The 6463-nt window shown below is 72.5% G+C and carries 5 protein-coding genes; 2 read left to right on the top strand and 3 right to left on the bottom strand.

The genetic code is table 11. The features are described from left to right. Both L2I40_RS16960 and L2I40_RS16955 read right to left on the bottom strand, forming a co-directional pair. Positions 1–335: MFS transporter (locus L2I40_RS16960; protein WP_237216377.1), on the bottom strand; the 335-nt coding region annotated here is incomplete at its 3' end. Between the two features lie 76 nt (positions 336–411). Continuing rightward, positions 412–1620 (bottom strand): MFS transporter, encoded by a 1209-nt coding sequence (locus L2I40_RS16955; protein WP_237216376.1) that lies wholly within the window; start codon positions 1618–1620, stop codon positions 412–414. Between the two features lie 163 nt (positions 1621–1783). Between L2I40_RS16955 and L2I40_RS16950 the strand changes: the two genes are divergently transcribed. After that, complete coding sequence (locus tag L2I40_RS16950; RefSeq protein WP_237216375.1) at positions 1784–2470, top strand: helix-turn-helix domain-containing protein; 687 nt, start codon at positions 1784–1786, stop codon at positions 2468–2470. A 292-nt stretch (positions 2471–2762) separates the two neighbouring features. Here L2I40_RS16950 and L2I40_RS16945 read toward each other — a convergent pair whose 3' ends face one another. Beyond that, a complete protein-coding gene (locus L2I40_RS16945; RefSeq protein WP_237216374.1) occupies positions 2763–3695 on the bottom strand; it encodes a Gfo/Idh/MocA family protein in 933 nt (310 codons plus the stop codon). Positions 3696–3841: 146 nt separating this feature from the next. Here L2I40_RS16945 and secD point away from each other — a divergent pair, with 146 nt between their 5' ends. Beyond that, positions 3842–6406, top strand: a complete 2565-nt coding sequence (gene secD, locus L2I40_RS16935) for a protein translocase subunit SecD (RefSeq protein WP_272910980.1) — start codon at positions 3842–3844, stop codon at positions 6404–6406. Positions 6407–6463: the final 57 nt, after the last annotated feature.

The following is a 6463-nucleotide window of genomic DNA, read 5'->3' as shown; positions in this document are numbered from 1 at the left end:
CAGCCCGCGCCGGTCAGCAGCGTCGCCGCGAAGAGCTGCCAGGGCTCGGCAGCGAGCGCCCAGCCGAGCACGCCGAGCGCGGCCGCCGCCGCACCCGCGCGCGTCACCGCCACCACCCCGAAGCGCGCATGCAGCGCGGCGAGCCGCGACACCACCGCGGCGCCCGCCAGGAAATGGCAGGTCACCGCGGCCGAGACGAGCACCAGCGGCCAGCCGCGCGACTGCTCCACCGCATGCAGGAAGACCGGCGGGCCGTAGAAGCCGAGGCCCCAGCCGAAGGCCGCGACCGTGAAGGCGGCCCACACCACGCGCCAGCCGAAGAAGGTGCCGCCCATGCCCGCTCCCGGATCCGCCCGATCCTGGCAGGGTCGCGCGAACCGCGCAGCCCGTGCTTCGGCGCCGGGCGAAGCGTCAGGCGAGGCGCGGCGTGCGGCGCCGGACGGCGACAAGCAGCGCGCCGACCAGCACCAGGTTCACCACGCCCGCCAGCGCGGCGTTGGCGTAGCTGACCGTGTAGTGACCGGTCAGGTCGAAGAAATACCCACCCTGGAAGCCGCCGATCCCATGGCCGAGCCAGCCGAGCGCGGCCACCACGCCCATCGCCGTCGCCCGGCGCGAGGCCGGCACCAGCGATCGCGTGGTCACCAGCAGGCTCGTCATGACCCCCGCATAGCCGAAGCCATAGAGCGGGGCGAAGACGTAGAAATGCGACAGCTCGTGGATCCGGGTGAAGGCGAAGACGGCGGAGGTCTGCCAGAAGGACGCGGTGAGGTAGGCGGGGATCGGCCCGATCAGGTCGGCGAGCTTGCCGAAGGCGACGCGCCCGGCGATCGCCGCCATCAGCATCACGAAAAGCACGCCCGACGCGTCGGGGCCCGGGATGCCGTGACCCTGGATCAGCGGCACCAGGTGCATCAGCGGCACCGACATGCAGACGCAGCAGAACAGCACCGCTGCGCTCAGCCAGACCATCGCCACCACCGGCGGCAGCGGCACCGTCTCGTCGGCCAGGGCCTGCGCCGTGCCTCCCGGACGCGGCGGGGCGCGGAGCAGCAGGCCGAGCGGCAGGATGATCGCGAGCGTCAGCATGCCCTGCGCCAGGAAGGCGCCGCGCCAGCCGAGGCTCTCGATCAGGAAGGCGGTCAGGAAGGGCACGCCGCCCTGCCCCACCGCCTGCCCCGCCGAGGCGATCCCGATCGCCAAACCGGCCCCGGTGCGGAACCAGTTGCCGACCAGCGCGAGCAGCGGCGTGAACAGGCCGGCGCCGAACAGGCCGGCCAGGAAGAAGAGAACGTAGAACTGCGGCAGCGTCGTCGCCTGCGATGCCAGGACGACGCAGGCTCCGAGCGCGCCGGCGGCGGCAAGGCAGAGCGGGCGGATCGGCGTGCGGTCGGCGATCACGCCCATCGCCACCCCGCCGATCGCCATGCCGACCAGGCCGAAGCTGTTGATCAGCGCGATCGCGCCGCGCGGCCAGCCGAATTCCTGCTCGAGCGGGATGAAGAAGACGGAGAGCCCGTTGACGAGCTGCCCCATCGCGATGGCGAGGATCGTCGCGACCGCAGCGACGATCACCCACCCATAGGCGGATCCGTCGGCACCTTGCTGCCCCGCGGCCATGGTCTGTCGCCTTCGCTCGGGCCTCCAGCCTAGGCGCGCGGGCAGCCGCGACGCAACAAACGGTCTGAATGGACACGAATGACGAACAGTTCCGGTCGCGGCGTCATCCCTCGCCTCGATGCCGGCCGAAGCATCGGCAGCGCATCGGCGCTAGGCTCCGGCCATGCCCACCCCTGCCGCCCTTGCCGGGATCGCCGCCCTGATCGGGGACCCCGCGCGCGCCGCGATGCTCGCGGCGCTGCTCGACGGCCGCGCGCTCAGCGCCGGCGAGTTGGCCGAGGCCGCCGGCGTCACGCCCCAGACCGCGAGCGCGCATCTCGCGAAGCTGACCGCGGCCGGTCTGCTCGGCGCCGCGAAGCAGGGGCGCCATCGCTACCACCGGCTGGCGAGCCCGGCGGTGGCGCGGCTGATCGAAGGACTGCTGGAGCTCTCCGTCGCGCCGCGACGCGTCGTGACCGGCCCGCGCGACGCGGCGCTGCGGCGGGCCCGGACCTGCTACGACCATCTGGCCGGCAGGCTCGGCGTGGCGCTGGCCGATGCGCTGGCGGTGCGCGGGGCGATCGAGTTGACCGACGAGGGCGGTGCCGTGACCGAATCGGGCACCGGCTTCCTGGCCGGGATCGGGATCACACCCCCTGCGAGGTCCCGGGTCTGGTGCCGCCCCTGCCTCGACTGGTCGGAGCGGCGGCCGCATCTCGCCGGCGCGCTGGGTGCCGCGCTCTGCACCCGCTGCTTCGAGCTGGGCTGGGTGCGGCGCCAAGCCGGCGGCCGGGCCCTCGACATCACGCCGGCCGGCTGGCGCGGCCTCGCGGATGTCTTCGGCGTCATGCCGGAGAGGCTGCAGGGCTGAGGCCCGATTTTCCTCGCCAGGCCCCGCGACGCGAGGCAAAATAGGAAGATATGCTGCTCCACGAGGGCGGCCTGTTCTTTGACAGCCGCATCCCTCCGCCGCGTTACACTCCCAAGGTCGGGACTTTGTCCGAAACCGACTGGTGCAGACCGGGCTGCGCCGATGCCGATCGTAGTCAGCTACAGGACCGGGCCAGCGCAGGGCATTTGTCCGAAAACGCCCGCCCAAAGCGCCAAAGTGGCCAAGCGATAGAGCGATGAAGCGATGAAGCGGCAGAGTGCCCAGGCGGCGCTCAGCCGATCGCGGCTTCCACCGCCAGCGCCGCCTTGAGCGCCCGCCGCCCCGCCGCCGCATCCACCACCGGGGCGACGCCGTCCAGGCAGGCCGCCGCGAAGCCGGCCTGCTCCGCCTCCAGGCTGTCATGGTCGGTCCAGCCCGACCGGTCCACGCCGAAGCCCGGCATGGTGGCGACCGGCTCCGCGCCCCCCCGCCTCAGCACACCGAGGCTGCGCGCGAGGAAATCGACGCTCATCTCGCCCTCCCGCCCCAGCACCCGCAGCCGCCGCTCCATGGCCAGCGAGACGCGCGAGGCGGTGATCACCGCCGCCCGCCCCGACGGGAAGCGGAAGCGCGCCACGGCGAAATCCGGATGGTCGGAGACCACGCGCGCCCCCACCGCCTCCACCGCCTCCGGCTCCTCCGCGGCCAGGGTCAGAACCAGGTCGATGTCGTGGATCATCAGGTCCAGCACGACCGAGACATCCAGGCTGCGCGGCCGGAAGGGCGCGGCGCGCACCGCCTCCCAGGACAGCGCCTGGTCGCAGCCGGGGGCCTCCACCACCGCCCGGAAGGCGGCCGAGAAGCGTTCGATATGCCCGACCTGCAGCACCCTGCCCCGCGCCGCGGCCAGCTGCGCCAACGCATCGGCCTCGGCCAGCGTCGCGGCGATCGGCTTCTCCATGAAGAGGTGCCGCCCCGCCTCCAGCACCGCGGTCCCGAGCGCGAAGTGGAAGCGCGTCGGCGCCGCGACGATCACCGCCTCGGCGGCCTCGATCGCCTCGGCGAGGCCAAGCGCCGGTGCGCCGGCCTCGGCGGCGACCAGCGCGGCCCGCGCCGGATCGGCGTCGTGCACCGCGACCAGCCGGGTGCGGGCGCCCTTCGCCGCCTTGAGCGCATGGAAGCGCCCGAAATGCCCTGCCCCCAGCACCGCGACCCGCAGCGTCATCCTGTCTCTCCCGGCCGGCCTGCCGCCGGGGACATACCCCGGGCTTGCATCGGGGGGCACCCCCGCGCATGTTCCGCGCCAACCGCCCGGCCGCGTCTCGCAACGCGGGACCGGGCCACCACCCAGGGATCCAGGCGCCGCTTTCCATGATGTATTTCGCCCGCTGGAAGGCGCTCGCCATCATCGGCGTCTGCCTCCTCGGCGTCCTGCTCTCGGTGCCGAACCTCCTGCCGCGCGAGAGCCTGCCCTCTTGGGCGCGCCAGATCAGCCTCGGCCTCGACCTGCGCGGCGGCTCCTACCTGCTGCTCGAGGTCGACACCTCCGCCATGGTGCGCGAGCGGCTGGAGACGCTGGTGGACACCGTCCGTCGCGGCACCGCGCAGGCCAATCCGCGCCTCCTCTACACCGGGCTCGCCGCCAACCCCGCCGAGCGGCGCGTCACGCTCCGCGTCTCCGATCCCGCCCGCGCCGGCGACGTCGCGCGCATCCTGCGCGACGCGGCGATCTCGGTGAATGCCGGGGCCGGTTCCCAGCAGCCCGACATCGAGGTCACCACCGCGCCCGACGGCACGGTCAGCGCGACGCTGACCGAGGTCGCGCTCCGCAACAAGGCGTCGAACGCCGTCGAGCAGTCCCTCGAGATCGTGCGGCGCCGCATCGACGAGAGCGGCCTAGTCGAGGCGCTGATCGCGCGCCAGGGGCAGAACCGGATCCTGGTGCAGCTGCCCGGCGTCGACGATCCGCAGCGCATCAAGGACCTGCTCGGTCGCACCGCGCGCATGACCTTCCACCTGCTGGACGAGGCGGCGAACCTGCAGGCGCCGACGCCGCCGCCCGGCACCATGTTCCTCGCAGGCGAGCGCGGCCAGGAGCGCTACGCGGTGCGCCGCCGCATCGAGGTGGACGGCGCCAACCTGACCGATGCGCGTGCCGGCCAGGACAGTCGCACCGGCGAATGGGTGGTGAACTTCACCTTCGACACCGTCGGCACGCGCCGCTTCGCCGACGTCACGCGCCAGAATGTCGGCCGCCCCTTCGCCATCGTGCTCGACGAGCGGGTGATCACCGCGCCGGTGATCCGCGAGCCGATCACCGGCGGCCGCGGCCAGATCAGCGGCAATTTCGACGTGCGCGGCGCCAACGACCTCGCCGTGCTGCTGCGCGCGGGCGCGCTGCCCGCGCCGCTGACGGTGGTGGAGGAACGCACCGTCGGGCCGGAGCTCGGCGCCGATGCGATCCGCGCCGGCATCATCTCGCTCGCGGTCGGCACCGCCTTCGTCTTCCTCTACATGGGCCTCGCCTACGGCTTCTTCGGCTGGATCGCGAACATCGCGCTGCTTGCCAACATCGTGATCATGATCGGCGTGCTGAGCTTGCTGGGCGCGACGCTGACGCTGCCCGGCATCGCCGGCATCGTGCTGACGCTCGGCACCGCGCTCGACGCCAACATCCTGATCAACGAGCGCATCCGGGAGGAGATCCGCAACGGCCGAAGTCCGATCGCCGCGCTGGAAGCCGGCTACACCAAGGCCTCCGGCACGATCCTGGACTCGAACCTGACGAACCTGATCGCCATGGCCTGCCTCTACGGCTTCGGCAGCGGCCCGGTGCGCGGTTTCGCCGTCACGGTGGCGATCGGCACGATCGTGCAGATGTGGACGGCGACGGTCGTCACCCGCCTGATCATCGCCTGGTGGTACCGGTCGCGGCGGCCGAAGGAGCTGCCGGTGCTCGAGCACCCCGGCCTCTCGCTGTGGCACCGCCTCGGCCGGCCGCTGTTCCGCCTGGTGCCGGACGACACGAAGATCCGCTTCATGCGAGGCGCCAAGGCCGGCGTGATCTTCTCCGCCATCGTCTCCACGGCGTCGGTCGCGCTGGCCTTCTACCCGGGGCTCGAGAAGGGCATCGACTTCCGCGGCGGCATCGTGATGGAGGTCCGCACGCCGGGGCCCGCCAACCTCGCGCAGCTCCGCTCCACCGTCGGCGGGCTGAACCTCGGCGATGTCGGCCTGCAGGAATTCGGCGCGCCGGACTCGGTGCTGGTGCGCCTGCCCGTGCAGGCCGACGAGGCCGGCACCCAGCGCGCCGTGTCGCAGGTGCGCGCGGCACTCGAGCAGGCCGCGCCCGGCACCCGCATCCTCCGCGTCGAGGCGGTGGGCAACCGCGTCTCGGCCGAGCTGTTCATGGGGGGGCTGATCGCGCTCGGGATCAGCTTCCTGGCGATGCTGCTCTACATCTGGTTCCGCTTCGAATGGCAGTTCGCGATCGCCGGCATCGCCACGCTGCTGCTCGACACCACCAAGGTGGTCGGGCTGATGGTGGTCACCGGCATCGAGTTCAACCTGACCACCGTGGCGGCGATCCTGACGATCATCGGCTTCAACGCGAACGACAAGGTCGTGGTGTTCGACCGCATGCGCGAGAACCTGCGGAAGTACAAGCAGATGCCGCTGCGCGACCTCGTGGACCTCTCGATCAACGAGACGCTGAACCGCTCGATCGGAACCTCCATGACGCTGCTGCTCTCGGCGCTGCCGCTCGCGCTGTTCGGCGGCGATACGCTGGCCGGCTTCGCGTGGCTGATGATCGCGGGCATCGTCATCGGCACCGCCTCCTCCACCTTCATCGCGGCGCCCATCGTGCTGTTCACCGGCGCGAAGGCGCTACGCAAGGCGGAGCCGGCCACCCCGCTCGGGGCGCCGGCCGCGTGAGGATCGGCCGGCGCGCGCTGCTCGGGATCGCGGCGGCCCTGCCGCTGCCCGCGGCCG

Source organism: Falsiroseomonas oryziterrae (assembly GCF_021864505.1).
Classification (GTDB): domain Bacteria; phylum Pseudomonadota; class Alphaproteobacteria; order Acetobacterales; family Acetobacteraceae; genus Falsiroseomonas; species Falsiroseomonas oryziterrae.
This window is presented reverse-complemented; position numbering and strand designations above follow the sequence as displayed.